At 68.5% G+C, this 24,327-nt stretch carries 22 protein-coding genes; 13 read left to right on the plus strand and 9 right to left on the minus strand.

Features of this window, described 5'->3' with window-relative positions; genetic code table 11:
• Position 1: 1 nt before the first annotated feature.
• Positions 2-1,123 (minus strand): adenylate/guanylate cyclase domain-containing protein, encoded by a 1,122-nt coding sequence (locus BN976_RS10690; RefSeq protein ID WP_036370655.1) that lies wholly within the window; start codon positions 1,121-1,123, stop codon positions 2-4.
• 31 nt (positions 1,124-1,154) lie between these two features.
• On the opposite strand from BN976_RS10690, the gene BN976_RS10695 reads away from it, so the two are divergent.
• Positions 1,155-1,658: a DNA-deoxyinosine glycosylase gene (locus tag BN976_RS10695; protein WP_036370657.1), complete on the plus strand. Its 504-nt coding sequence runs from the start codon at positions 1,155-1,157 to the stop codon at positions 1,656-1,658.
• Here the strand turns inward: BN976_RS10695 and BN976_RS10700 are convergent.
• Positions 1,636-2,469 (minus strand): AraC family transcriptional regulator, encoded by an 834-nt coding sequence (locus tag BN976_RS10700; protein WP_036370659.1) that lies wholly within the window; start codon positions 2,467-2,469, stop codon positions 1,636-1,638. The two genes, BN976_RS10695 and BN976_RS10700, sit on opposite strands and share 23 nt — an antisense overlap.
• A gap of 27 nt (positions 2,470-2,496) precedes the next feature.
• Between BN976_RS10700 and BN976_RS10705 the strand changes: the two genes are divergently transcribed.
• From BN976_RS10705 to BN976_RS10715, 3 genes are read left to right on the plus strand one after another with little or no spacing between them, the layout of a single operon-like run.
• Entirely contained in the window at positions 2,497-2,967 is a 471-nt protein-coding gene (locus BN976_RS10705) for a VOC family protein (RefSeq protein ID WP_036370661.1), read from the plus strand.
• Between the two features lie 16 nt (positions 2,968-2,983).
• Positions 2,984-3,421, plus strand: a complete 438-nt coding sequence (locus BN976_RS10710) for an HIT family protein (RefSeq protein ID WP_011781609.1) — start codon at positions 2,984-2,986, stop codon at positions 3,419-3,421.
• A 4-nt stretch (positions 3,422-3,425) separates the two neighbouring features.
• On the plus strand, positions 3,426-3,884 hold the full coding sequence (locus BN976_RS10715; protein ID WP_011781610.1) for a nitroreductase family deazaflavin-dependent oxidoreductase: 459 nt from the start codon (positions 3,426-3,428) through the stop codon (positions 3,882-3,884).
• Here the strand turns inward: BN976_RS10715 and BN976_RS10720 are convergent.
• Together BN976_RS10720 and BN976_RS10725 are read right to left on the minus strand one after the other, a co-directional pair.
• Positions 3,881-4,930, minus strand: coding sequence for an LLM class flavin-dependent oxidoreductase (locus BN976_RS10720; protein ID WP_036371317.1), 1,050 nt, complete (start codon positions 4,928-4,930; stop codon positions 3,881-3,883). The genes BN976_RS10715 and BN976_RS10720 overlap by 4 nt on opposite strands.
• Before the next feature lie 36 nt (positions 4,931-4,966).
• A complete protein-coding gene (locus BN976_RS10725; protein ID WP_036370663.1) occupies positions 4,967-5,821 on the minus strand; it encodes a uracil-DNA glycosylase in 855 nt (284 codons plus the stop codon).
• 119 nt (positions 5,822-5,940) lie between these two features.
• Here BN976_RS10725 and BN976_RS10730 point away from each other — a divergent pair, with 119 nt between their 5' ends.
• From BN976_RS10730 to BN976_RS10740, 3 genes are all read left to right on the plus strand, one after another.
• The gene (locus tag BN976_RS10730; protein ID WP_036370665.1) at positions 5,941-6,630 is read left to right on the plus strand and encodes a sensor domain-containing protein; all 690 of its coding nucleotides are present in this window, start codon (positions 5,941-5,943) and stop codon (positions 6,628-6,630) included.
• A 77-nt stretch (positions 6,631-6,707) separates the two neighbouring features.
• The gene (locus BN976_RS10735) at positions 6,708-7,952 is read left to right on the plus strand and encodes a multidrug efflux MFS transporter Tap (protein ID WP_036370667.1); all 1,245 of its coding nucleotides are present in this window, start codon (positions 6,708-6,710) and stop codon (positions 7,950-7,952) included.
• A gap of 82 nt (positions 7,953-8,034) precedes the next feature.
• Complete coding sequence (locus BN976_RS10740) at positions 8,035-8,922, plus strand: hypothetical protein (RefSeq protein ID WP_133167717.1); 888 nt, start codon at positions 8,035-8,037, stop codon at positions 8,920-8,922.
• A gap of 4 nt (positions 8,923-8,926) precedes the next feature.
• Here the strand turns inward: BN976_RS10740 and BN976_RS10745 are convergent, their stop codons facing one another.
• Positions 8,927-9,271 (minus strand): hypothetical protein, encoded by a 345-nt coding sequence (locus BN976_RS10745; protein ID WP_011781616.1) that lies wholly within the window; start codon positions 9,269-9,271, stop codon positions 8,927-8,929.
• 62 nt (positions 9,272-9,333) lie between these two features.
• On the opposite strand from BN976_RS10745, the gene BN976_RS10750 reads away from it, so the two are divergent.
• From BN976_RS10750 to BN976_RS10760, 3 genes are read left to right on the plus strand one after another with little or no spacing between them, the layout of a single operon-like run.
• Entirely contained in the window at positions 9,334-10,695 is a 1,362-nt protein-coding gene (locus tag BN976_RS10750) for an FAD-binding oxidoreductase (protein ID WP_036370671.1), read from the plus strand.
• A 45-nt stretch (positions 10,696-10,740) separates the two neighbouring features.
• Entirely contained in the window at positions 10,741-11,982 is a 1,242-nt protein-coding gene (locus tag BN976_RS10755) for a cytochrome P450 (RefSeq protein ID WP_036370672.1), read from the plus strand.
• The gene (locus tag BN976_RS10760; RefSeq protein WP_036370674.1) at positions 11,982-12,563 is read left to right on the plus strand and encodes a TetR/AcrR family transcriptional regulator; all 582 of its coding nucleotides are present in this window, start codon (positions 11,982-11,984) and stop codon (positions 12,561-12,563) included. The genes BN976_RS10755 and BN976_RS10760 overlap by 1 nt, the downstream gene beginning before the upstream one ends.
• 5 nt (positions 12,564-12,568) lie before the next feature.
• Here BN976_RS10760 and BN976_RS10765 read toward each other — a convergent pair whose 3' ends face one another.
• From BN976_RS10765 to BN976_RS10780, 4 genes are all read right to left on the minus strand, one after another.
• Entirely contained in the window at positions 12,569-14,950 is a 2,382-nt protein-coding gene (locus BN976_RS10765; protein ID WP_084182278.1) for an arylsulfatase, read from the minus strand.
• A gap of 126 nt (positions 14,951-15,076) precedes the next feature.
• Positions 15,077-15,793, minus strand: coding sequence for a siderophore-interacting protein (locus tag BN976_RS10770; RefSeq protein ID WP_036370678.1), 717 nt, complete (start codon positions 15,791-15,793; stop codon positions 15,077-15,079).
• A 75-nt stretch (positions 15,794-15,868) separates the two neighbouring features.
• Positions 15,869-17,032: an acyltransferase family protein gene (locus tag BN976_RS10775; protein ID WP_011781622.1), complete on the minus strand. Its 1,164-nt coding sequence runs from the start codon at positions 17,030-17,032 to the stop codon at positions 15,869-15,871.
• Positions 17,029-18,723, minus strand: a complete 1,695-nt coding sequence (locus BN976_RS10780) for a DEAD/DEAH box helicase (RefSeq protein WP_036370680.1) — start codon at positions 18,721-18,723, stop codon at positions 17,029-17,031. Before BN976_RS10780 ends, BN976_RS10775 begins: the two co-directional genes overlap by 4 nt.
• Before the next feature lie 107 nt (positions 18,724-18,830).
• On the opposite strand from BN976_RS10780, the gene BN976_RS10785 reads away from it, so the two are divergent.
• The 3 genes from BN976_RS10785 to BN976_RS10795 all read left to right on the plus strand — a co-directional run bounded on the left by BN976_RS10785 (position 18,831) and on the right by BN976_RS10795 (position 24,326).
• On the plus strand, positions 18,831-19,394 hold the full coding sequence (locus BN976_RS10785) for an LppP/LprE family lipoprotein (RefSeq protein ID WP_084182279.1): 564 nt from the start codon (positions 18,831-18,833) through the stop codon (positions 19,392-19,394).
• 127 nt (positions 19,395-19,521) lie between these two features.
• The gene (locus BN976_RS10790) at positions 19,522-22,977 is read left to right on the plus strand and encodes a TM0106 family RecB-like putative nuclease (protein ID WP_036370682.1); all 3,456 of its coding nucleotides are present in this window, start codon (positions 19,522-19,524) and stop codon (positions 22,975-22,977) included.
• The gene (locus BN976_RS10795; protein ID WP_036370684.1) at positions 22,974-24,326 is read left to right on the plus strand and encodes an FAD-binding oxidoreductase; all 1,353 of its coding nucleotides are present in this window, start codon (positions 22,974-22,976) and stop codon (positions 24,324-24,326) included. Before BN976_RS10790 ends, BN976_RS10795 begins: the two co-directional genes overlap by 4 nt.
• The last annotated feature ends 1 nt before the right edge of the window (position 24,327 follow it).

The following is a 24,327-nucleotide window of genomic DNA, read 5'->3' on the forward strand; positions in this document are numbered from 1 at the left end:
TTCAGAGGTTGGTGGTTCGGCGTGCCCGGAAGGTCTTCACATCAGACTTGAAGCCTTTCAGGTGCTTGCCGCCGGCGAACGACCATGTGAAGCGTTCGTCCTCACCGACCGCCTCGCGCGTCGCCTCGGCCACCAGGACCGAGCCGGGACGCGCCGCCCCCGTCACGCGGGCCGCGAGGTTCACCGGGCTGCCGAACCAGTCCCCTGCCCGACTCACCGCCAAACCGGTGGCAACCCCGGCACGTAACCGGGGGAAGTCGTCGTCGTCCTCGGTTTCGTCGACCAGGCGCAGAAGGGTGTCGAGCAGCGGCGCAGGCTCCGGACTGACCAGCATCACCTCGTCGCCGATGGTCTTGATGAATCGCACTGGCGCGACAGCGAACTCGCGGGTCATATCCGCCAGCCGCTTCGACAACTGCTCGAGGTCTTCGGGCGGGACCGCCTCCCCGAGACGGGTGAACCCGACGAGGTCGGCGAAACCGATCGTCACCAGCCGCGCGCCGGGGAGGTGCTGCCCCTCGGCCCGTTCGGTCGCATTGACCGCCTCGGTCTCGATGGCGTGGCGCAGTTGCAGCAGCAGCACCTCCTGGATCATCGGTCCCAGCAGCGGCGCCAGGCCAGCGACGAGCGCCTCGGATTGCTGAGCGATCTCCAATTCCGTTGCGCCCGGGCGTATCACAGCGGCCAGCGCGGCATAGCGCATCGCCTCGGCCGCACGCGACAACCCGTCGCCCAGGAGGCGGGTGATCTGCACGAGCTCGTCGGGGTCGATTCCGGCGTCGAGGAAGTCACGGGTGAACTTGGCGGCCTCGGCGTCGGCGCGCAGAAACACCTGAGCATCCGCGTCATCGACCCGCGGCAGCCCCATCGCGCGCTGAATCCGCTCGAACAACTCCAGGTCGACACCGGCATCGGCCGCAGCCTGCCGCGCCGACACGTACTGCCCGTCGTCGCCGATGACCCGTCGCGACGCCAGCAGCATCGGGGCCGGGTTGCCGCTGATCTGGTCGATGCCGACGCCCCGTCCGATCAACCAGCGGATCAGCTCCGCGCGCTCGCTGCGCGCATCACCTTCGAGCCCGTCGAGCAGCTCCGATGTCTCCAGATCGAGGTCTTCGGCCACGGGCCCAACGTATACGGAATAGTTCAGAGGCATGGCGCCCCCGACGCTGCAGAGCTTCCCGCCGCTCGTGGCTCCCGGCGCGCGGATACTCATCCTCGGCAACATGCCCGGTGTCGCATCATTGCAGGCGCAGCGCTACTACGCCCACACCCGCAATGCGTTCTGGGGCATCACCGGCGAGCTCTTCGGGTTCGATCCGGCCGCCCCGTACGACCACCGCGTCGCCGTGCTGACCGCCGCCGGCGTCGCGGTGTGGGACGTACTGAGGCACTGCCGCAGAGCCGGCAGCCTCGATTCTGCGGTCGAGCCGGACAGCATGGTGCCCAACGACTTTGCCGCGTTCTTCGCCGACCATCCAGCGATCATCCATGTGTACTTCAACGGCGCAGCCGCCGAGAAGAACTATGGCCGCCTCGTCACCGCGCCGGCCACCGTGAGCTACACCCGGCTGCCGTCGACCAGCCCGGCGCACACGATGTCCTTCGACCGGAAGCTGGCGGCGTGGCGGCAGATCACGGCCGCCGTCCGTGCGTAGCGGCATACTCCCCCGGTGTGCTGCCCAGCATCGCCCGGAAATCGTTGATTAAATGCGCCTGGTCGTACCACCCCAGCCGGACCGCGAGGTCGGCGAAATCCACAGCAGGATCGGTCTCGATCTCCAGCGCCGCGTTCTGGAGGCGGTACCGGCACAGCACCCATTTGACGGATACACCGACGTAGCGGCGGAACACGCGCTGAGTGGTCCGCACGCTCCACGGCGAGTGGCTCATCACCTGCTCCACCCGGTGGATCCCGCTGTCGTCCCGGATCCGGTCCACCACGGCGGCCAGCGCCCGATACGTGTCGTCAGGTTCCGCGCCGTGGGCGATCAGCCGGTCGAACTCGGCCGCCGCGGCGTCGACGTCATCCGGCACAAGGACCGGCCCGCCGAACAAGTCGTCCACCGGCTGTATCCGGCCGGTCATCGTCGACGCGTCACCGCCGAACCTCGCGGTGAACCCCCCTGGCCGAAACCGTGCCCCGACCACCCATCCCCGCTCGCTGATGGTGGTGCGAAAGACCTGCTCGACGACACCGTGAACGAGGGTGTTCGGCAGCGGAAAGCCATGCCGGGCACCGTCTTCGCCCCACTCGCGGGTGATGTGCATGGCCGGAAACGTGATGACCGAGGTGTCGAAGGGGTCGCGTCCGCGCAGGTCCCACGCGACAGACCAGAAGTGTTCGACGTACCGCCCGGTCCGGCCGTCGGCGGCCCACCGCCGCAGGTCGAACACCGACGAACTGGCCGGGCGCCCGACCACACCGCGCAACGGCTCGCCGGCTGTCGCGTTTTTCCAAGCACCCACGGCATCGAGGCTACGAAACTCGGTCGCATGACTGTCTCACCCATCCCCGCCGGCTACACCAGCCTGACCCCGTTCCTCTGTGTCGACGGCGCGTCCACGGCGATCGACTTCTACACCGAGGTGTTCGGCGCGGCCCTTGTCGAGAAGATGGACGGCCCCGACGGCACCGTCGCGCACGCCGAACTGGACTTAGGCACCGGACGTCTGCAGCTCGGCGACCCGGCGGACGCGTACGGCATCGCCGCACCCGACACCAGCTCCGACACCGTCACCTTCTCGATCGCGCTGTACTGCCCCGACGTCGACGACGTGGTCGCCAGGGCCGCGAAGGCCGGCGCGACCGTCCGGGAGGCGCCGCAGAACTTCGCCACCGGGGACCGCTTCGCGTCGATCCGCGATCCGTTCGGTGTCCGCTGGACCGTGATGACCCGGGTCGAGGACCTCTCGGCCGAGGAGCGGGACCGCCGTCTGGGCGAATGGGCGGCCCAGAACGTGTAGGCGCTAGCCTCACGGCATGTCCTGCGTGTTCTGCGCCATCGTCGCCGGCGAAGCTCCTGCCATCCGGATCCACGAGGACGACGACTACCTCGCCATCCTCGACATCCGCCCGTTCACGCGGGGGCACACGCTGGTGCTTCCGAAGGTGCACACCGTCGACCTGACCGACACGCCCGCGCAGACCCTGGCAGGCATGACGGCCCTCGGCCAGCGCATCGCCAAGGCCGCCCGCACCTCCGGACTGCACGCCGACGGCAACAACATCGCCGTCAACGACGGCAAGGCCGCATTCCAGTCGGTGTTCCACGTCCACCTGCACGTGGTGCCGCGCCAGGCCGGCGACAAACTGTCGTTCGCGAAGGGCATCCTGCTGCGTCGCGACCCCGACCGCGAGGAAACCGGACGGCTGCTGCGTGAGGGTCTGGCGCAACTGGACGCCGCCGAGCAGGATTGACCGCATGGGCGTCGCACTGTGGGTCGAACAGAACATCGGGACTCGGCTGCTGATGTTGCACGACAAGCTCTACAAGAGCACCGGCGGACGCATCGGGCACCGCATTCCGTTACCAGGCGTCGCACCGTCGCTGCTGCTGCACACCGTGGGCGCCAAGACGGGAAAGCAGCGGACCAACACGCTCTCGTACTTCCCGGACGGCGGCAGCTACTACGTCGTCGCGTCCAAGGGCGGTGACCCGAAGGCGCCCGGCTGGTACCACAACCTCAAGGCCCACCCCGACATCGAAATCAACATCGGGCCAAAGCGATTCGCGGTCACAGCCACCCCGGTGACCGCCGGCGATCCTGACTATCCGCGGCTGTGGAAGATGGTCAACGACGGCAACTCCCACCGCTACGACGGTTACCAGAAGCGGACGTCGCGCAAGATCCCGCTGGTCCGGCTGACACCCAAGCCCTAGAAGATCTCCTTGGCCAGCAGTTCCAGCGTGGCCTCGCGCGCCGGCGCGGTGGCCGGGTCCACGCCGCGGAACGCCGACGCCACCGGATGCACCATCACCTCGTCGACGCCGAACTTCTCGGCCAGAGCCCGCAGTTGGTCGCCCGCCTCCGCGGGAGAACCCACGACGGCCTGACGCAACCCGGCGTCGATGACCGCCTGGGCGCGGGGGCTGACGTCCTGCGCCTCGGCATCCTCGACGAGGTCGAGCGGCACCATCGGCTGGCCGGTCCGCAGCCGGGCCATCATCTGCAGGTTCGGCAGGATCAGACGCATTGCGTCGTCACGGGTTTCGGCGACGGCGGCGTTGACGGTCAGGAACGTCACCGGCTCCGGTGTCAGATCGCTGGGCCGGAAGTTGTCGCGGTAGTACTGCAACGCCTCCTCGGTGCCCTGACCCGCGAAGTGGTGGGCGAACACATACGGCAGCCCTTTGGCCGCGGCCAGCTGCGCGGAGTACATCGAGGAACCCAGCAGCCACAGCCTCGGCTCGGTGACCGCGGCCGGGGTGGCCTTGAGGATGTAATTGTCGCGCATCAGGTCCCGCGGTAGCGGCACCCGCACACCCTTGCTGCTCATCAGCGCGACCACGTCGTCGAGGTACTGCGGGAAGGCCTCGATGTCGCGCTCGTCGCGGCCCGCCGCACCACGCAACGCCAGCGAGGTCACCGGGTCCGAGCCCGGGGCGCGCCCGATGCCCAGGTCGATGCGCCCGGGGTGCGCCGCCTCCAGCAGCGCGAACTGCTCGGCGACGGCCAGCGGCGCGTGATTGGGCAGCATCACCCCACCGGAACCGACTCGCATGGATGCGGTGTGCGCGGCCAGGTGGGCGATCAGCACCGGCGGGCTGGTGGCCGCGACCGAGGGCATGTTGTGGTGCTCGGCGACCCAGTAGCGGGTGTATCCCAGCCGGTCAGCGGTCTGTGCGAGCAACGTCGATGCGGCGATCGCATCGGAGGTGCTCTGGTCGGAGCGCACAGGGACGAGGTCGAGGACAGAGAGACGCATCATCGGATCAACGCCACGCGACGCCGTTCCGTTCCCTCACTCCGCCCGCGAGATCGCGAGGGCCGTGGCGAAGATGTCGTCCATCATCGCCGGGGTGAGCCTGCCGGTGAAAGTGTTCTGCTGGCTGGGGTGATAGCAGCCCAGCAACGTGACGTCTCCCGCAGGGGTCTGCAGCGTGGCCGTGACACCGTGCCCGAACTTCGGCGCGGGTGCGCCCACCGCACCACCCGCCCGGCGGATCATCGCCAGCGCCACCTGCCAGGCGAAGCCGCCCAGCGCCACGATGACGCGCACATGGCCGGCCGTGAGCCGCCACTCGGCGTCCAGCCACGGCGCGCACGTGCTGCGCTCGGCCGGCGTCGGCGCGTTGCCCGGCGGCGCGCAACGCACCGCCGCGGCGACCCGGATGTCGTTGAGCACCAAGCCATCCGCGCTGTCGGTAACCGTCTGCTGGTTCGCCAGCCCGGTACGGTACAACGACCCGAACAGGAAGTCGCCCGAGCGGTCGCCGGTGAACACCCGGCCGGTGCGGTTGGCGCCGTGCGCGGCCGGGGCGAGGCCGACGACGAAGATGCGGGGCCGCGGCGAACCGAACCCCGGCGCGGGCCTGCCCCAGTACGGCTGGTCGGCGTAGGACCTGCGCTTCTCGACTGCCACGTCTTCGCGCCACTGCACCAGCCGCGGGCAGGCCCGGCAGACGGAGATCTCGGCGTCGAGTTGACTGAGACTCTTGGCCGCCGCCGCCATCGTCACCACGTCGGCGGAGGTGGCCGCCACCGCAGTCCGCCGGGTCGCCGGGTCGCCGGGCCAGCCGCTGCCCGGCCGCACCGGCGAGGTGAACAGATCACCGGTGCGGGGGTGCGGCAGCTGCCTGTGCGAGGGACGCATCATTCGTTACCAGAAAGCACCGTTCATCGTTATCACGAAACGCCGTTTCCCTCACGTGTGGGGTGGCGCCGCTACCTCACCATTGATTGATCGCTGAGCACTTCCGATGGGGGGAGACACATATGCGACGAAAGACGGTGGCGATCCTGGGAATCTGCATTCTGGTCACCGGATGCGCCGACACGATAAGCAGCGCCGATGCGGCCGGGTCCGCCAGACCCACCCGGACGATGATCCCGCGTCCCCTGGTGGAACGGGAACTGTCCGAGCTGCTGCTGAGTCCCGAGCGCGCCGCGGCGGAGATGGGGGTGCCGGCGATGACGGTCATCGAATCGCAGACGACGATGTCCGACCACAGCGCCATCATGGAACCACCCGAATGCCTCGCCATCGACGGCGCCGCCGAGCTGTCCGTCTACGCCGGCACCGGTTACCGGGCCGAGCGCGATCAGAGCCTCAACGACGGCGAAGGCTGGAAGCACTACCTCAAACAGTCCGTCGTGTTGTTCCCGTACCAGGAGAAGGCCGGTGAGTTCTTCGACGCTTCAGTCCGGCAGTGGCCTGCCTGCCACCGGTACACCCACACCCAGAGCGGGTCGCAATGGACGGTCGGTGAGATCACGGTGGACGGCGGCATGCTCAGTACGGTCGCCATACAGCAGGACGCGGCCGCACCGGGCTGGGGATGTGGCCGCGCGCTGGCGCGCCGCAACAACGTGATCGTCGACGTCAACACCTGCAGCGCCGAACCGGGCGACTCTGCGGTGCGGATCGCACGACAGATCACCGCCAATGTCGACGCTCAGTGGTAGCACACTGAAAATCCGGTCTCGGCAACAAAATCCGTAGCACGTCGGGGGCCGCACTGTTACATTCCCGGCGATATCCCATGACGCCCAATGAAGCGCCCCGCAGGCGCGGCCCGCTGCTGCTGATCCTGTTCGCCGCGTTGATGGCGGGAGCGGGCAACGGCATCTCGCTCGTCGCGTTCCCGTGGCTGGTCCTGCAGCGCACCGGTTCCGCGCTGGACGCCTCGATCGTCGCGATGGCGGGCACCCTGCCGCTGCTGGCCGCGACGCTGATCGCCGGTGCTGCCGTCGACTTCCTCGGCCGCAGACGCGTCTCGATGATCTCCGATGCGCTGTCGGCGCTGTCGGTGGCGACGGTGCCGGTGCTCGCTCTGGCGTTCGGCACGGACGTCATCAACGTCGCGGTGCTCGCCGGGTTGGCGGCGCTGGGCGCGGTCTTCGACCCCGCCGGGATGACGGCCCGCGAGACGATGCTGCCCGAGGCCGCCAACCGGGCCGGGTGGACACTCGACCACGCCAACAGCGTCTTCGAGGCGATCTTCAACCTGGCCTACATCGTGGGTCCCGGTATCGGCGGCCTGCTGATCGCGACGCTCGGCGGCATCGACACCATGTGGGTGACCGCGGGCGCCTTCGGGCTTTCGATCTTCGCGATCGCGGCACTGAAACTGGAGGGCGCGGGCAGACCGGATCCGACGGCGATGTCCGACGGGGTGTGGGCGGGCATCATCGAAGGCCTGCGCTTCGTGTGGCGCAACAAGGTGCTGCGCACGCTGGCCCTCGTGGACCTGGTCGCCACCGGCCTGTATGTGCCGATGGAGTCAGTTCTGTTCCCCAAGTACTTCACCGACCGCAACGAACCGGCGCAGCTGGGCTGGGTGCTGATGGCGCTGAGCATCGGCGGGCTCATCGGCGCGCTCGGCTACGCGGTCATGTCGCGATACATGAAGCGGCGCACGGTGATGCTGACGGCGGTGCTGACGCTCGGGGTGGCCATGACCGTCATCGCGTTCCTGCCGCCACTGCCGATCATCCTCGTGCTGTGCGCGATCGTCGGCTTCGTCTACGGCCCGATCGCGCCGATCTACAACTACGTCATGCAGACCCGCGCCCCACAGCACCTGCGGGGCCGGGTGGTTGGCGTGATGGGATCGCTGGCCTACGCCGCAGGCCCGCTCGGACTGATCCTGGCCGGGCCGCTGGCCGACGCCACCGGCCTGCGCACCACGTTCCTGGCGCTGTCGCTGCCGATGCTCGCGCTGGGGATCGTCGCGGTGTTCCTGCCGGCGCTGCGCGACCTGGACAGGCCGGCCGCCGGGCCGTAGCCGTCGCCCCGGAATCCGCCGACGACCTGCGCTTCGAGGACTCTCCTGAGAGGATCGCGGCAGGGCTGCGAAGGGAGTGACCGTGAGCGATAGCGCGCAGCCGAGCACGCCACCGCCTCAGAGACAGGACGGGTCCCGCAGCAGGTGGACCCACCCCCTGACACTCGCCATCATCCCGGCCGTCGCCTCGGTGATCGTCGGAGTCTTCGCCATCTTCCCGAGGCCCGATCCGGCCCCTCCTGACGAAAGTTCGTCGGCGGCCGCCACCCACGAGGACGGCATCAGCTTCCGGCTCGAACCCGACCTCGAGGAGTACAGCGGCGGCTGGCAAGTCGTGTTCGACGGCCCGCTCCCCTCGACCGACGACTATCCGCCGGGTAAGCCCCGGTACGCCGACGTGTACAGCTGGGCGAAGACCAGAGGTGCCATCGATGTCGACGAGTCTCATCTGCGACTGCTGTTGCAGAACGACGGCGCCGAGCGCGTCACCATACGGTCGATCAACGCAGTGGTGACGAGCCGCAAGGCCCCGCTTCTCACCACCTACGTGATGTCGCCCGGGGCCGGGACGAACGAGATCGTCGCACTCGGCTTCAACCTCGACGACGGAGACCTGGTATCTGCGCAGCCCGATGTCGAGCCCAAGAGCGCCGAGGCCGAAGCTGATCTGCCGTTCTTCTCGACCAAGAACATCACGCTGGACCCGGGCGAATCCACGGACGTCAAGATCACGACCCGAACCACCGAATGCCTGTGCCTGTACAAGTTCGAGATCGAGGTGGTGAAACCGGACTCCACGGCCACCCTCGAAATCGGCGACGAGAGCGGCGGACCGTTGGCCATCTCGGCTCACGTGCCCCGATACGCGAACAGGTACGAGAACGGAATGTTGGCCTGTGGCGAGTACGGCCTGTTCTACGTCGAGGCCACTTCTTCCGGTCGAATGGCCGACTGCAGCAGGCCGGCGTAGCGGTTCATACCGGAAGCAGGTGCTCCCTGAAGAACCGGCTGACCGCACGCAGCCAGCGACCGCGGGCGGGACGTCCCAGGCGCTCCACCAGGTCGAGGTCGGCGATGACGTAACCGTCGCAGGCCCGGTACCACAGACCGGCCATGCACAGCTCCACCGCGGCCATCGTGGTGATCCGGCCCGGGGCGATGGCGTCGAGGCGTTCGTCGGGGATGAACGCCGGGAACTTCGAACCGGTCCGATCGGCCACCGACCGCACATGGATCTCCAGCGCGCCGGTCGACAGCAGCGCCGTCCTGCGCATGCCCTGCAATGTCTTCACCTGGGCGAAGACCACACTGTCTCGCATGGGTCGAACGATAGCCGTAACACGCCCTTAACCTCACATCGGCCGGTCCTACACTGGCGGCTGTGCAACCGCTGGCCAGCCTGATCGCCGAACTGCCCGACGGCACGGTCGTCACCGATCCCGACATCGTGGCGTCCTACCGGCAGGACCGCGCCGCCGACCCCAGCGCGGGCACGCCGATCGCGGTGGTTCGGCCGCGCCGCACCGAAGAGGTACAGGCGACCCTGCGGTGGGCCACCGCCCACCGGATTGCCGTCGTCCCGCGCGGAATGGGCACCGGATTATCCGGCGGTGCAACGGCTTTGGACGGTGGCATCGTGTTGTCCACCGAGAAGATGCGCGACATCACAGTCGACCCCGTGACCCGCACCGCGGTCGCGCAGCCCGGCCTGCTCAACGCCGAAGTGAAGAAGGCCGTCGCCGAGTACGGGCTCTGGTATCCGCCGGACCCGTCGTCGTTCGAGATCTGCAGCATCGGCGGCAACATCGCCACCAACGCCGGCGGTCTGTGCTGCGTCAAGTACGGCGTCACCACCGACTACGTGCTGGGCCTGCAGGTGGTGCTCGCAGACGGTACCGCGGTGCGACTCGGCGGGCCGCGCCTGAAGGACGTCGCGGGACTGTCGCTGACCAAACTGTTCGTCGGCAGCGAGGGCACACTCGGTGTCGTCACCGAGGTCACGCTCAAGCTGCTGCCCGCGCAGAGCGGCGCCTGCACCGTGGTGGCCACGTTCGACTCGGTGGAGGACGCCGCCAACGCCGTCGTCACCATCACCGGCAAGATCCGGCCGTCGATGCTGGAGTTCATGGACTCTGCGGCGATCAACGCCGTCGAGGACAAGCTGAAGATGGGCCTGGACCGCAGCGCGGCGGCGATGATGGTCGCGGCCAGCGACGACCGCGGCCCCTCCGGCGCCCAGGACGCGGAGTTCATGGCCGGGGTGTTCACCGAACACGGGGCCAAGGAAGTGTTTTCGACGTCGGATCCCGACGAGGGCGAGGCGTTCGTCGCGGCGAGGCGCTTCGCGATCCCCGCGGTCGAGGCCAGGGGCGCGCTGCTGCTCGAGGATGTCGGCGTCCCGCTGCCCGCGCTGGCCGAACTGGTCGGCGGCGTCGAGAAGATCGCGGGCCACCACGAACTGATGATCTCGGTCATCGCACACGCCGGCGACGGCAACACCCACCCGCTGATCGTGTTCGACCCCGACGACCCGGACATGGAACGGCGGGCCCAGCAGGCGTTCGGCGAGATCATGGATCTGGCGATCGGGCTGGGCGGCACCATCACCGGCGAGCACGGCGTGGGCCGACTGAAGCGGCCGTGGCTGGCCGGCCAGCTCGGCCCCGAGGCGATGGAGCTCAACCGCCGGATCAAACGGGCGCTCGACCCCGACGGCATCCTCAATCCGGGGGCGGCGATCTGAGGCGCAGCCGTTGACAATCAGACCTGATTGTCGTACGACTAAGACATGACGGCAGTTTTGTCTCACGGTTCGCCTGTTCACTTCGCGCTCGCCGACGCGTCTACCTGGGCCGACCCGTGGCCGATGTACCGGGCGCTGCGCGACCACGACCCAGTGCACCACGTGGTGCCCGAGGACCGGCCAGAGCACGACTACTACGTGCTGTCCCGGCACGCCGACATCTGGGCCGCGGCCCGCGACCACCAGACCTTCTCCTCGGCGCTCGGGCTGACGGTCAACTACGGAGAGCTGGACCTGATCGGGCTGGCCGACAACCCGCCCATGGTCATGCAGGACCCTCCGGTGCACACCGAATTCCGCAAGCTGGTCGCGCGCGGGTTCACCCCGCGCCAGGTGGAGGCGGTCGAGCCCAAGGTCCGCGACTTCGTCGTCGACCGGATCGAGCGCATCAGGGCCAACGGAGGCGGCGACATCGTCGCCGAGCTGTTCAAGCCCCTGCCGTCGATGGTCGTCGCCCACTATCTCGGTGTGCCGGAAGAAGATCGGGGCAAGTTCGACGGCTGGACCGATGCCATCGTGGCCGCCAACACCAGCGCGGGCGGGCTCGGCGGCGCGCTCGACACCCTGGGGGATGCACTCGGCGAGATGATGTCCTACTTCACCGCGCTCATCGAGCGCAGGCGGACCGAGCCCGAAGACGACACCATTTCCCATCTGGTGGCCGCGGGCGTCGGCGCGGACGGCGACATCTCCGGCGTGCTGTCGATCCTGGCGTTCACGTTCACGATGGTCACCGGCGGCAACGACACGACCACCGGCATGCTCGGCGGGTCGGTGCAGCTGCTGCACCGACGCGAGGACCAGCGCACGATGCTCGCCGAGAACCTCGACCTGATTCCGGACGCCGTCGACGAGTTCCTCCGGCTGACCTCACCGGTACAGATGTTGGGCCGGACGGTGACTCGCGACGTGACGATCGGCGGCGTGACGATCCCGGAGGGCCGTCGCGTGATGTTCCTCTACGGATCCGGCAACCGGGACGAACGCCAGTACGGCGACGACGCGGGCGAACTCGACGTCACCCGCAAGCCCCGCAACATTCTGACGTTCAGCCACGGCGCACACCACTGCCTGGGCGCCGCCGCGGCGCGGATGCAGTCGCGCGTCGCACTGACCGAGCTACTGACCCGCATTCCGGACTTCGAGGTCGACGAGTCCGGAATCGCCTGGGCCGGAGGCAGTTACGTACGCCGCCCGGTTTCGGTTCCGTTCACGGTGACGCACTGATGGCGGGAGACTGGCTGGCGGCCCGCCGCACCGAGGTGGCCGCCGACCGCATCCTGGACGCCGCGGGCGAACTGTTCGCCGCGCAACCGGCGGCCACCGTCGGCATGCACGAGATCGCCTCGGCCGCTGGGTGTTCGCGTGCCACCCTGTACCGCTACTTCGAGAACCGGGAGGCGCTCTACACCGCCTATGTGCACCGGGAGGCCTACCGGCTCTATGTCGAGATGACCGACCAGATCACGTCCATCGCCGACCCGAGAGAGCGGCTGATCGAGGGCATGCTTGCGTCGCTGCGCAATGTCCGGGAGAGTCCGGCCCTGGCCTCATGGTTCGCCACCACCCAACGCCCGATCGGGGCCGAGATGGCCGAAGAATCCGAGGTCATCAAGGCCCTCACCGAGGCGTTCGTCATCTCGCTGGGGCCCGACGATGCGGCTCTGGTCGCCCACCGGGCCCGATGGCTGGTCCGGGTGATGACGTCGCTGATGCTCTTCCCCGGCCACGACGAAACCGACGAACGCGCAATGATCGAAGAGTTCGTCGTCCCCACCGTGTTGCCGAGCCGCCACGCGGCCCGGTAAGGCCGTTACTGCCGCGCCATCGAGATGTTGAACCTGTCCTGCGGGGTGATGAGGTGCTCGTGATCGTCGGTGCTGATGTCGATCTTCACCCACTCGATCCGGCCGTTGAACCCATTGCCGTGCGGTCCGTAATCCGGCGAGGTCGGTGAGCCGGTGTCTGACCCGACGTCGCAGGCCTCGTCGGCCGAGAACGCCATGGGTTCGGTTCGCTCAACGCGCCCGGTGCCGATCGGCTCTCCGTCGCAGTAGAGCGTGACGGTACCGCCCTTGCCGAGACCTCCACCGTCGTAAGCGAACTCGAAACCGACGAGGTGCTGCCCGGAGGGCACCGGCGCATCAGCGGTGACGTAGCTGTACTCGATGCCGAAGAAGTTGTAGCAGTACTTCAGCCTGTTCTCGTGGGCGTACATGCACCAACCGCCCACTCCACCACCCTGACTGACGATGACGCCCTGCGCGCCGTTGTCGGGCGCCGAGATCAGCGCGCTCACCGCATGCGATCTGTTCTTGATGTTCAGCACACAGTTCTCCAGCAGCCTCATGCCGGAGAACAGGGTCTGGGTGGTCCCTTTGATCAGCTGCGGCCGGCCGGCGATGTCGGGATTGAATCGTTCGAAGGACCGGTCGTCGAGGGGCACCACGTTGTACTTGACGGCTTCGATCAACCAAAGGCGCTGAAGCGCGGCCAGTCTCTCCGGCTGCTCCGCCGCGAGGTCGTGGGCCTGCGTCCAGTCGTCGGGTGCATAGAGCTCCCAGACGTCCTCGTCGAGCGGCGGTTGGTCGGTGATCCACGGTGTCCGGTGTTTGGTGACCGCCGTCCAGCCCTTGTGATAGATCCCGCGGTTGCCGAACATCTCGAAGTACTGCACGGTGTGCGTCTCGTCCGCGTCGCGGTCACGCAGGGTGGACATCATGCTGACACCCTCCAGTGGTGCCTGCTGGATGCTGTTCACGACCGTCGGCGCAGGAAGCTTCGCGGCCTCCAGGATGGTCGGCACGACGTCGATCACATGATGGAACTGGTTCCGGGTTTCGCCCTTTGCGGCAATCCCGTTCGGCCAGTGCACGATCGTTCCGTTTCGGGTGCCGCCCCAGTGGGACGCGACCTGCTTGGTCCATTGATACGGTCCGCACAGCGCGTGCGCCCAACCGACGGCGTAGTGGTTGTACGCGTTGGGGGTTCCGAAGTCGTCGATCTTGGACAGCAGGAACTCCGGTGTCTCGATGCCCGCCAGCCCGTTCAGCGTGCACATCTCGTTGAAGCAGCCGATCGGTGTGCCCTCGGCCGAGGCCCCGTTGTCGCCGATGATGTAGTAGATCAACGTGTTGTCGAGCGCACCGAGGTCGTCGATCGCGTCGACCAGCCGGCCGATCTCGTGGTCGGTCTGTTCGAGGAAGCCGGCATAGATCTCCATCTGCCGCGCAAGCACCGGCTTGAGCAAATCGGGCATGTCGTCCCACGCCGGTATCTCGTCGTGGCGCGCGGTCAACTGCGCATCCTCGGGGACGACACCGAGCGCCTTCTGTTTGTCGAGCATGTTCTCCCGCAACACGTCCCAGCCGTCGTCGAACTTTCCGCGGTACTTGTCGGACCACTGTTTGGGGACGTGGTGCGGGGCGTGCGTGGCGCCGGGCGCGAAGTACATGAAGAACGGCTTGTCCGGTGTCAGCGCCTGCTGCTGACGCACCCAGGTGATCGCGCGATCGGCCAGGTCCTCGGTGAGGGTGTAGCCCTCCTCCGGCGTCTTCTCCGGCTCCACCGGCTTGGTGCCCTCGTACAGGCCGGGATAGTACTGGTTGGCCTCTCCCCCGATGAAGCCGTAGAAGTGCTCGAACCCCGAACCCGTCGGCCACTGACCGAACGGTCCGACGGGCGACACCTCCCACACCGGCACTTCGTGACACTTGCCGAACTGGCTTGTCGAGTACCCGTTGAGGCGAAGGGTCTCCGCGACCGGCGCCTTGTCCTTGGGCCGGATGCTGGAGTAGCCCGGCGCCGACGTGGCGATCTCGGTGACGCCACCCATTCCCACTGAGTGGTGGTTCCGGCCGGTGAGCAACGCCTGACGCGTCGGAGAGCAGAGCGCCGTGGTGTGGAACCTGTTGAGCTTGAGCCCGTTCGCGGCCAGGCGTTCCGCGGTCGGGGTGGCGCAGGGTCCGCCGAAGGCCGAGCTCGCGCCGAAGCCGACGTCGTCGAGCAGGACGATCAGGACGTTGGGCGCACCCTGCGGCGGGCGCAGCGGAGTGATGGGCGGGTAGGTGGTGTCGGGGTCCTTGGCGTCATATGTCGTCAGTCCGACGTGCTGGGGATCCGGAATCGGCAGGATGTCCCGCCGCACCGCATCCGACCCCACCGGTGTCTGTCCGTGCACTGATGAATCGGACAAGTCAGTCCTCTCGGCCTAGAACCACACTTCTCGGGTTCTGCGTGGGCCAGCGTATGCCGCCCTGCCGGTTGGTGCCGGGTATTGACGAGTCGGTCGACGGCGCGTCACCGGGAGGTCATTCCGGGGCTACGCCACCCAATAGGCCTGTGCCTTGACGGATTTGCGTGGGATCTTGTAGTCCTCCCGCAGCAGCTTGGCCACCGCGCGCGTGGTGCGGTTGTCGCAAGCCACCCACCCGAAGTGGTCGGCGGCGTCGAACGCCGCGGACGCCACGGCCGACACCAACGCCTCGCCGGCGTTCTTGCGGTCCACCCACGTCACGTCGGCGGTGCGCCGCACGGGCAGCTGTTTGTCGTCGTCGTGGGCGGCCTCCAGGAAGATCCGTGCGGGAGCATCGCCGATCGCGTCGAGCAGCGAGTTCACGGCAGGCAGCGAGGCCGTGTCACCGACGATGACGTAGCCGGCGGGCCGCGGCTCGGGCAGGGCGAAGTTGCTGCCGAGGACGGTCACCTCGATGGTGTCGCCGGGGCGGGCCTGCTGTGCCCACCGCGATGCGACCCCGTCGTGCAGAGCGAACTCGACGTCGACGGTGTCGCCGACCGGATCCGGATTGACCAGCGTGTAGCCGCGCTGGTGGAGCTTCTCGCCGTCGGTGAACCACATCCGGATCCACATCGTCGGGTGCAGCGCGCGATCCCGCAGCAGACCGCCGGCCTGGAAGCTCAGCCGCAGGTAGTGCGGGCTGACCTCGGTCCGGCCGGTGACCGTGAGCTCGTAGTCACCGGCGCGCAGCAGCTTGAGCACAGCGCCGGCGAACCCGCGCGACATCTTGGTGTCCGTCATGGACTCACCACCCCTTGATGCAAGTTAGTCAGGTAAGCGTAACCTAACTTCTTGGTGGGTGGATGGCGCCCCGCTTCAGCTCCGGACCCGGGTGAACCGGTGCAGCAGCCACGCCGGCGGGATCGTCACCACGAGCGTGCCGAAGAACAACTGCCAGACCGAACCGGTGTAGACCGGGGACCGCAGGATCTCCACCATCACGAGTTCCATCGTGACCAGGTGGATCAGGAAGATCTCGTAGGAGATCTCGCCGAGGAACACCATCGGGCGGCTTGCCATGAACCGCGAGTACAGGCCCGTGTCCCCCAGCGCAAGCGGCGCGACCACCAGCGTGGCGATGACCGCGTAGAACGCGGTCTTGGCCAACGCCTCCCGCAGTTCCGCGGGCGAGGTCGTCGGCTCGCCGGCGATCGGGGTGGACACGATGAAGTAGCTGACCAGCGCCAGCGGTACGCACGCCAGCGCGTAGGCGCGAACCCCCAACGGCCGCAACGCCGCCAGCACCATGCCACCGACGAACCACGCCAGATAGCCCGGCAACCACAGCTTCGCGCCGTCGGGCAGGAAAGTGGTGTTGTGTACCAGCCACATCCACGCCGGTGACACCGCCGCCAGCACCGCGAGCCCGGCCAGCAGCAGTCCCGGACGCCAGCGCCGCCGGCACAGCACCACCAGCAGCAGGTAGGCGAGCACCGGAAGCGCCACATAGAACGCCACCTCGACCGCCAGGCTCCACATCTGGGTAAGCCCTTGGTGCAGAAAGGAATACAGATAGTTGTCGGTGTAGATCTGGGTCAGGGTGAGATTGCGGAACAGGCCTTCCCACGTGTGACCGGGATTCGGGCCTGCCGTGCGGAAGTGGTAGACGAGGTAGGCCGCGACGACGGTCACGACGTAGGCCGGCATGATGCGGCGCACCCGGTGCCAGGCATAGCGGCGCACCGACGGCGGCGGTCCACCGGCCGCAGCGGCCGACACCCAGGGCAGGAAGAGCAGAAAACCCGACAGCACGAAGAAGATCGGCACGCCAATCTCCATCCGCGAATACACCAGGCCCACATAGCCCTGCGGATACTTGCCCGTGGTGTAGGCGGCGTGGGTGAGCACCACCAGCAGGGCGGCGACAGCCCGGATCCCGGTCAGGGACGCGACGCGGCCGGTGCTGACCGACTCGAGTCCGCCCCCGAGGTCCGTCCGGTCAGGGAACCAGGGGCGGTCCGCGTGGTCGGACAAGCTCACTTCGACTGGGGCCGACCCCGGTGCGGTTTCGACCCGCGATCGGGTTCCAGGTGGATCAGCTGACCCTGAATCCTGGTGTTCTCCAGGGCCTTCAACGTCTTGTGCGACAGCTTCGCGGGCAGTTCCACCAGCGAGTAGTCGACCTTGATCGTGATGTGGCCGAAGTCGCTCCGGTGCAGGCCTCCCTCGTTGGCGATGGCACCCACGATGGCGCCGGGCGCGACCTTGTGCCGCTTACCGACCGCGATCCGATACGTCGCGAGATCGCTGCGGCGCTCGCGCGGCTTGCGCGGTCCCCGGTCATCCCCTTCGCGGCCATCGCGTTCCCGACGCTCGCGGCGCTTCTCCGGCGGCGGTTCCGTCATCAGGAACTCCTCGCCGTTACGGCTCTGCAGTGCCAGCGCCGCAGCGATGTCGGCCATCGGGACGTCGTGGTCGCGCTCGTAACCCTCGATCAGCGTGCGGAACAGGTCGATGCCCGGCTTCTCCAGCGCGTCGGTGATCGAGTCGCGGAACTTGGCCACCCGCTTCTCGTTGACGTCCTCGACCGACGGCAGTTCGGACTCGACCAGCTTCTGCCGGGTCACGCGCTCGATCGCACCGAGCAGGTGGCGTTCGCGCGGCGTCACGAAAAGCAGCGCGGTGCCCGACCGGCCTGCGCGTCCGGTGCGCCCGATGCGGTGCACATAGGACTCCGGGTCATGGGGGATGTCGAAGTTCACCACGTGCGAGATGCGCTCGACGTCGAGGCCGCGGGCCGCGACGTCGGTGGCGACCAGGATGTCGATGGTCCCGTCCTTGAGCTGCGAGATGGTGCGCTCGCGGACCGCCTGCGGGATGTCGCCGTTGATGGCCGCCGCGGCGAACCCCCTCGAGCGCAGCTTCTCGGCGACCTCCTCGGTGGCCTGCTTGGTGCGGACGAACACGATCATCGCGTCGCCCTGCTCGACTTCGAGCAGCCGGGTCAGCGCGTCCATCTTGCGCGGATACGACACCAGGAAGTAGCGCTGGGTGATGTTCTCGGCGGTCTGCGTCTTGGACTTGACCGTCACTTCCACCGGGTCGTGCAGGTACTTGGCGGTGATCTTCTTGATCGCGGGTGGCATCGTCGCCGAGAACAGCGCGACCTGCTTGTACTCGGGGGTGTCGGCGAGGATCCGCTCGACGTCCTCGGCGAACCCCATCTGCAGCATCTCGTCGGCCTCGTCGAGCACCAGGTAGTCCAGGTGCGAGAGGTCGAGGCTGCCCTTCTCCAGGTGGTCGATCACCCGCCCCGGGGTGCCGACCACGACCTGCGCACCGCGCTTGAGCCCGGACAGCTGCGGGACGTAGGACGCTCCACCGTAGATCGGCAGCACGTTGACGCGCAGGTGGGCGCCGTAGCGCCCGAAGGCCTCCGCGACCTGCAGCGCGAGCTCGCGGGTCGGCGCCAGCACCAGCGCCTGGGTGTTACGGCTGTCGGTGTCGATCTTGGACAGGATCGGGATCGCGAAAGCCGCGGTCTTGCCGGTTCCGGTCTGCGCGAGCCCGACGACGTCGGAGCCGTCCAGGATCGCCGGGATGGTCGCCGCCTGGATGGGTGAGGGCGTTTCGTAGCCGACGTCGGCCACGGCCTGCAGCACCGCGGGGTGGATCTGCAGGTCCGCAAAAGTGAGATCAGCGGACTCTGTTTCCGCATTCGAGGAGGTCATCGTGGTAGAAGTCTAGTGCCAGTCGGCGGCTGCCCCCGCCCTGCCGCCGAGGCGGGCCCTGCGCGCCTTCACCGGCCCGGTCCGCGGTGACGGTACGGTGCGCAACTGTGAAACGGGCGGCGACCATCGGCTGTGTGCTGGGCGCGGCGATTCTGACGGCCACGGCGTGCAGCCCCGGCGACTCGACGGTGTCCAAAACCCCCGATCAGACCACCCCCGCCGCGGCCGCTCCCGCCGGTCCGCAACCTCCCGCACCTGCAGGTCCGCTGCCCGGGCCCGCGCCGGTCGACGATCCGTGCGACATCGACCTGGCCGCGCCGGAGGTGGCAAGAGCGGTCTCCGAACTCCCCCGCGACCCGCGCAGCAACCAGGGCTGGAACCCCGAGCCGCTGGCAGGCAACTACAACGAGTGCGCCCAGTTGTCGGCGGTGATCGTCAAGGCCAACACGAACTCGGAGAACCCGAACACCCGCGCGGTGCTTTTCCACCAGGGCAAGTTCATCCCGACGGGCGTGCCCGACACCTACGGCTTCAACGGGTTGGACAGCACGCAGACCACCGGTGACACCGTCGCGCTGAAGTACTCCGGGGGTGTGCCCGGCCTGGACAGCATCGTGAAGTTCCGCTGGAACGGCAGCGGCGTGGAGTTGATCGGCAACACGGCCCGCTGAGGTCGGCCGCGATCTCGACTCTCGTTTCGCGAACGTGCACTCAGCGTCGTGAATCTGCGTTGCCGACTACCGTGATTGCACTTTCGCGAAGCCGCGCGCTGTCGGTGGGTTCGCCTACAGTGGCTGCGTGTTCGTCGCCTCCGACGCCGACGACGTTCGGGTCATCTACAGCGCCTCCGACCTCGCCGCCGCGGCGCGCTGCGAGTACGCGCTGCTGCGCTCCTTCGATGCCCGGCTGGGCTGGGGTCCCGCCGTCTCGGCCGACGACGAACTACTGGCCCGCACCGCGACGCTCGGCGACGAACACGAACAGCGCCACCTCGACGAACTGCGGCACGACACCGAGGTCGCAGTCATCGGCCGTCCCCGGTACTCCGTCGCGGGTCTGACCGCGGCGGCCGAGCAGACGCTGCGCGCGATCGAGCGGCGCGTCCCCGTCGTCTACCAGGCGGCGATGTTCGACGGCCGCTTCGCCGGGTTCGCCGACTTCCTGATCCTGGAGGACTCCCCCGACGGCCCGCGTTACCGGCTGCGCGACACCAAGCTGGCCCGCTCGGTCAAGGTCGAGGCGCTGCTGCAGATGGCGGCCTACGTCGAAACACTCACCGCCGCAGGCGTTCCGGTGGGCCCCGAAGTCGACCTGGTCTTGGGTGACGGCACGGCGGTCAGCTATCCCGTCGACGAGCTGCTGCCGGTGTACCGTCCGCGACGGGCCGCGCTGCAGCGGCTCCTCGACGAGCATTTCGCCGGCGGCCGCGCGGTGGCGTGGGAGGACGAGCACGTGCGCGCCTGCTTCCGGTGCGCCGAATGCGACAAGCAGGTCCGCGCGCACGACGACCTGTTGCTCGTCGCCGGAATGCGGGTCAGCCAGCGGGCCCGGCTGCTCGACGCGGGCATCACCACCGTGCAGGAGCTGGCCGCCCATGACGGACCGGTACCGGAGCTGTCGACGCGCGCCGTCACGGCGTTGAAGTCACAGGCCCGGCTGCAACTCGCCGACCGGGTCATCGAGAACGGCAACGTGAAACCGCCCTACGAGCTCGTGGACCCGCAACCGCTGATGGTGCTGCCCGACGTGGACAAGGGTGACCTGTTCTTCGACTTCGAGGGCGACCCGCTGTGGACCACGGACGGCCGCGAGTGGGGGCTGGAATACCTGTGGGGCGTGCTGAGCGTCGCCGACGACTTCGAGCCGCTGTGGGCGCACAACCGGAGCGAGGAACGCCAGGCGCTCAAAGACTTCCTCGCGCTGGTGCGCAAACGCAGACGCCGCTACCCCGGCATGCACGTCTACCACTACGCGGCCTACGAGAAGAGCGCACTGCTGCGGCTGGCCGGCCGCTACGGCGAGGGTGAGCACGAGGTCGACGAGCTGCTGCGCGACGGCGTGCTCGTCGACCTGTATCCCCTTGTGCGCAAGAGCATCCGGGTCGGCACCGAGAACTACAGCATCAAATCGCTCGAACCGCTGTACATGGGCAACGAGTTGCGTGACGGTGAGGTCACCACGGCCACCGCGTCGATCACCGAATACGCCCGCTACTGCGCCCTGCGCGACGAGGATCGCACCGACGAGGCCGCCACGGTCCTCAAGGAGATCGAGGAGTACAACCGCTACGACTGCCGCTCGACCCGACGGCTGCGGGACTGGTTGATGGCCCGCGCGATCGAATGCGGGGTCCCGCCGCGTGGCCCGGTCCCGGTCACGGCCGGCCGGGAAAGGGCCGCCGCCGACTCCCCCGACCCGGTCGACCGCAAGCTGTCGAAGTTCGCCGGCGACGGCATCGAACCCCGCACTCCGGAACAGACCGCGGTCGCAATGCTGGCTGCCGCCAAGGGTTTTCACAAACGCGAGGACAAGCCGTACTGGTGGGGCCACTTCGACCGGGTCAACAACCCTGTCGACGAATGGGCCGACGACGGCGGCGTGTTCGTCGCCGAGCGGCACGAGGTCGTCGCCGACTGGCACCGGCCGCCACGGGCGCGCAAGCCGCAGCGCCACCTCCGGCTGTTCGGCGAGATCGCCACGGGCGAGCTGGGCCGCGAGATGTACGCGCTCTACGACCCGCCCTCACCCGCCGGGCTGTCCGACGATCCGGACCGGCGGGCGTTCGGCTCGGTGACCGTGACCGAGTGCGACGACCCCGAGGCGCCCACCGAAGTCGTCATCGTCGAGCGGCAACCCAAAGGTGGAGACGTCTTCGCGCAGGCGCCGTTCGCGCTGACGCCGGGCCCGCCGATCAGCACCGCCCAACTCCAGGACGCCATCGCCGACACCGCCGCGCTGGTGGCCGCCGGGCTGCCGAACCTGCCCGCCGACGGGCTGACCGACATCCTGCTGCGACGCCCGCCCCGCACCCGCAGCGGCGGCCCCCTGCCCCGCACCGGCGACGCCGTCGCCGACATCACCGCCGCGCTGCTGGATCTGGACTCGTCGTATCTGGCCGTGCACGGGCCACCCGGCACCGGCAAGACCCACACCTCGGCACAGGTGATCGCCACCCTCGTCGGCAGGCACGGGTGGACGGTCGGCGTGGTGGCGCAATCGCACGCGGTGGTGGAGAACCTGTTCACCGACGTGATGCGGGCCGGGGTGGACGGCACACGCATCGGCAAGAAGGCGCACGCGGCGCACACGGTCAACGGCGGCTGGACCGAACTCGACCGCGACGACTATGCCGAGTTCCTCTGCCAGGACGGCTGCGTCGTCGGCGGAACGGCATGGGATTTCGCCAACGACAACAAGTTCACCCGCGGCTGTCTCGACCTTCTGGTGATCGAGGAGGCGGGCCAGTTCAGCCTGGCCAACACCGTGGCGGTGTCGCGGGCTGCGCGCAACCTGCTGCTGCTGGGCGACCCGCAGCAACTGCCCCAGGTCAGCCAGGGCACCCATCCCGAACCCGTCGACGGCTCGGCGCTCGGCTGGCTCGTCGACGGCCACCACACGCTGCCGCCCGAGCGCGGGTACTTCCTGGACCGCTCCTACCGCATGCATCCCGACGTGTGCCGGGCGGTGTCCCGGTTGTCCTACGACGGGCGGCTGCTGTCCAACGAGCACGTCACCGCCGCCCGCCGCCTCGACGGCGTCACCCCCGGGGTGCGGACGCTGGAGGTCGATCACCTCGGCAACGCCACCGAAAGCCCGGAGGAGGCCGACGCGATCGTCACCGCGATCACCGGCCTGCTCGCAACGCCGTGGACCGACGAGGGCGGCACCCGACCGCTGGCCCAGCGCGACGTGCTCATCGTGACCCCGTACAACGCGCAGGTGGTGCTGGTTCGGCGCCGCCTCGACGCGGCGGGGCTGACCGAGGTGCGGGCGGGCACCGTCGACAAGTTCCAGGGACAGCAGGCGCCCGTGGTGTTCGTGTCGATGACGGCATCCTCGATCGACGACGTGCCCCGCGGAATCGCCTTCCTGCTCAACAGAAACCGCCTCAACGTGGCGGTGAGCCGGGCCAAGTACCTGGCCGTGATCGTGCGTTCACAGCATCTGACCGACTACCTGCCCGGAACCCCGGACGGGTTGGTGCAGCTGGGCGCGTTCCTGTCCCTGGCCGCATGTGATACACCCACGGAGTGACCGAAGCGCTGATCGACCGGCTCGCCGCCATCGTCGGAGCCACCCAGGTGACCACCGACGCCGACGTGCTCGAAGGCCGCAGCGTCGACCACACCGGGCGCTACCGGGGGCACGCATCGGCGCTGGTGCGGCCGGGTTCCGCGGACGAGGTGGCGGCGGTGCTGCGGGTGTGTCGCGACGCCGGCGTGAACGTCACCGTGCAAGGCGGACGCACCTCCCTGGTGGCGGGCACGGTGCCCGAACACGACGACGTCCTGCTGTCGACCGAACGCCTCCGCGACGTGGGCGAAGTCGACGTGGTGGAACGCCGGATCCGCGTCGGCGCGGGGGCGACGCTGGCCGAGGTGCAGCGGGCCGCCGCCGCGGCAGGCCTGGTCTTCGGAGTCGACCTCGCCGCCCGCGACTCGGCCACCGTCGGCGGTATGGCCTCCACGAACGCCGGAGGCCTGCGCACTGTCTGCTACGGCAACATGGGCGAGCAGGTCATCGGGCTCGACGTGGTGCTGCCCGACGGCTCGGTGGTGCACCGCCACAGCCAGGTGCGCAGCGACAACACCGGATACGACCTCGCCTCACTGTTCGTCGGCGCCGAGGGCACACTCGGGGTGATCACCACGCTCGACCTGCGCCTACACCCCACCCCACGCCAACGGGTCACGGCGATCTGCGGTTTCGCCGACCTGGATGCGCTCATCGAGACCGGCCGGGTGTTCCGCGACATGGAAGGCATCGCCGCGCTGGAGCTCATCGACGCCAGGGCCAGCGCACTGACCGCTGAGCACGCCGGGGTTGCCGCCCCGGTCCAGGGCGCATGGCAGCTACTCATCGAGCTGGCAGGGGAAACCGACCTGACCGACCGGCTGGCCGAGGCGCTGGAGAGCGCCGAGCTGACCGACGAGCCGGCGGTCGGTGTGGACGCCAATGCCCAGCAGCGGCTGTGGCAGGTCCGCGAAGCGGTGGCCGAAGTACTCGGGGTGTACGGCCCTCCGCTGAAATTCGATGTGTCGCTGCCCCTTTCGGCAATCCGCGGGTTCGCCGAGGACGCCGCAGCCCTGGTCGCCGAGCACGCCCCGGACGCCATCCCGGTGCTGTTCGGTCACGTCGGCGAAGGCAACCTGCACCTGAACATCCTGCGCTGCGACCTCACCGGCGAGCGCGGCCTGTACTCGGCGATGATGGCGTTGATCGCGCGCCACGGCGGCAACGTCAGTTCCGAGCACGGGGTGGGCACCCGCAAGCGTGACTATCTGTCGATGGCGCGCACCGAGGCCGACATCGCCGCGATGCGGACGGTGAAGGCGGCGTTCGACCCGACCGGCTATCTCAACCGTGCGGTGCTGTTCGGCTGAC

The organism is Mycolicibacterium austroafricanum (genome assembly GCF_000612725.1).
GTDB classification, from domain to species: domain Bacteria; phylum Actinomycetota; class Actinomycetes; order Mycobacteriales; family Mycobacteriaceae; genus Mycobacterium; species Mycobacterium austroafricanum.

Excerpts from the sequence above, each read along its gene's own strand:
- BN976_RS10695 (WP_036370657.1), top strand. The coding sequence starts at position 1,155 with ATGGCGCCCCCGACGCTGCAGAGCTTCCCGCCGCTCGTGGCTCCCGGC.
- BN976_RS10705 (WP_036370661.1), top strand. The coding sequence starts at position 2,497 with ATGACTGTCTCACCCATCCCCGCCGGCTACACCAGCCTGACCCCGTTC.
- BN976_RS10710 (WP_011781609.1), top strand. The coding sequence starts at position 2,984 with ATGTCCTGCGTGTTCTGCGCCATCGTCGCCGGCGAAGCTCCTGCCATC.
- BN976_RS10715 (WP_011781610.1), top strand. The coding sequence starts at position 3,426 with ATGGGCGTCGCACTGTGGGTCGAACAGAACATCGGGACTCGGCTGCTG.
- BN976_RS10720 (WP_036371317.1), bottom strand. The coding sequence starts at position 4,930 with ATGCGTCTCTCTGTCCTCGACCTCGTCCCTGTGCGCTCCGACCAGAGC.
- BN976_RS10725 (WP_036370663.1), bottom strand. The coding sequence starts at position 5,821 with ATGATGCGTCCCTCGCACAGGCAGCTGCCGCACCCCCGCACCGGTGAT.
- BN976_RS10730 (WP_036370665.1), top strand. The coding sequence starts at position 5,941 with ATGCGACGAAAGACGGTGGCGATCCTGGGAATCTGCATTCTGGTCACC.
- BN976_RS10735 (WP_036370667.1), top strand. The coding sequence starts at position 6,708 with ATGACGCCCAATGAAGCGCCCCGCAGGCGCGGCCCGCTGCTGCTGATC.
- BN976_RS10745 (WP_011781616.1), bottom strand. The coding sequence starts at position 9,271 with ATGCGAGACAGTGTGGTCTTCGCCCAGGTGAAGACATTGCAGGGCATG.
- BN976_RS10755 (WP_036370672.1), top strand. The coding sequence starts at position 10,741 with ATGACGGCAGTTTTGTCTCACGGTTCGCCTGTTCACTTCGCGCTCGCC.
- BN976_RS10760 (WP_036370674.1), top strand. The coding sequence starts at position 11,982 with ATGGCGGGAGACTGGCTGGCGGCCCGCCGCACCGAGGTGGCCGCCGAC.
- BN976_RS10770 (WP_036370678.1), bottom strand. The coding sequence starts at position 15,793 with ATGACGGACACCAAGATGTCGCGCGGGTTCGCCGGCGCTGTGCTCAAG.
- BN976_RS10780 (WP_036370680.1), bottom strand. The coding sequence starts at position 18,723 with ATGACCTCCTCGAATGCGGAAACAGAGTCCGCTGATCTCACTTTTGCG.